Annotated in this window: 1 protein-coding gene; it reads left to right on the plus strand. The window is 74.0% G+C overall.

The features are described from left to right. Window positions 1-11: 11 nt before the first annotated feature. Window positions 12-269 (plus strand): hypothetical protein (locus NCR39_RS29550; RefSeq protein WP_250456328.1); only part of this gene is annotated, 258 nt, incomplete at its 3' end.

The following is a 269-nucleotide window of genomic DNA, read 5'->3' on the forward strand; positions in this document are numbered from 1 at the left end:
GTGGTGAACGCGTGACCACCGTCCCCGGCAAGGTCGGCAGCGCCCCGACGACGGCCACGCGCGGCAGCGTGATGATCCGCGGCGCAGCCGGATGGCAGGAGCTCGCGCCCGGCACCTCTGGCGACGTGATCATGTCGAACGGCGCCGGTGCCGATCCGACGTACCAGACCCCGCCCGGCGGTGGCGGTGGCGGCGTCTCGGACGGCGACAAGGGCGACGTGGTGGTCAGCGGCTCGGGCACGGTCTGGACGCTCGACTCGGGCGTCGTC

The sequence above is a fragment of the Caballeronia sp. ATUFL_M2_KS44 genome, from assembly GCF_023630965.1.
GTDB classification, from domain to species: domain Bacteria; phylum Pseudomonadota; class Gammaproteobacteria; order Burkholderiales; family Burkholderiaceae; genus Caballeronia; species Caballeronia concitans.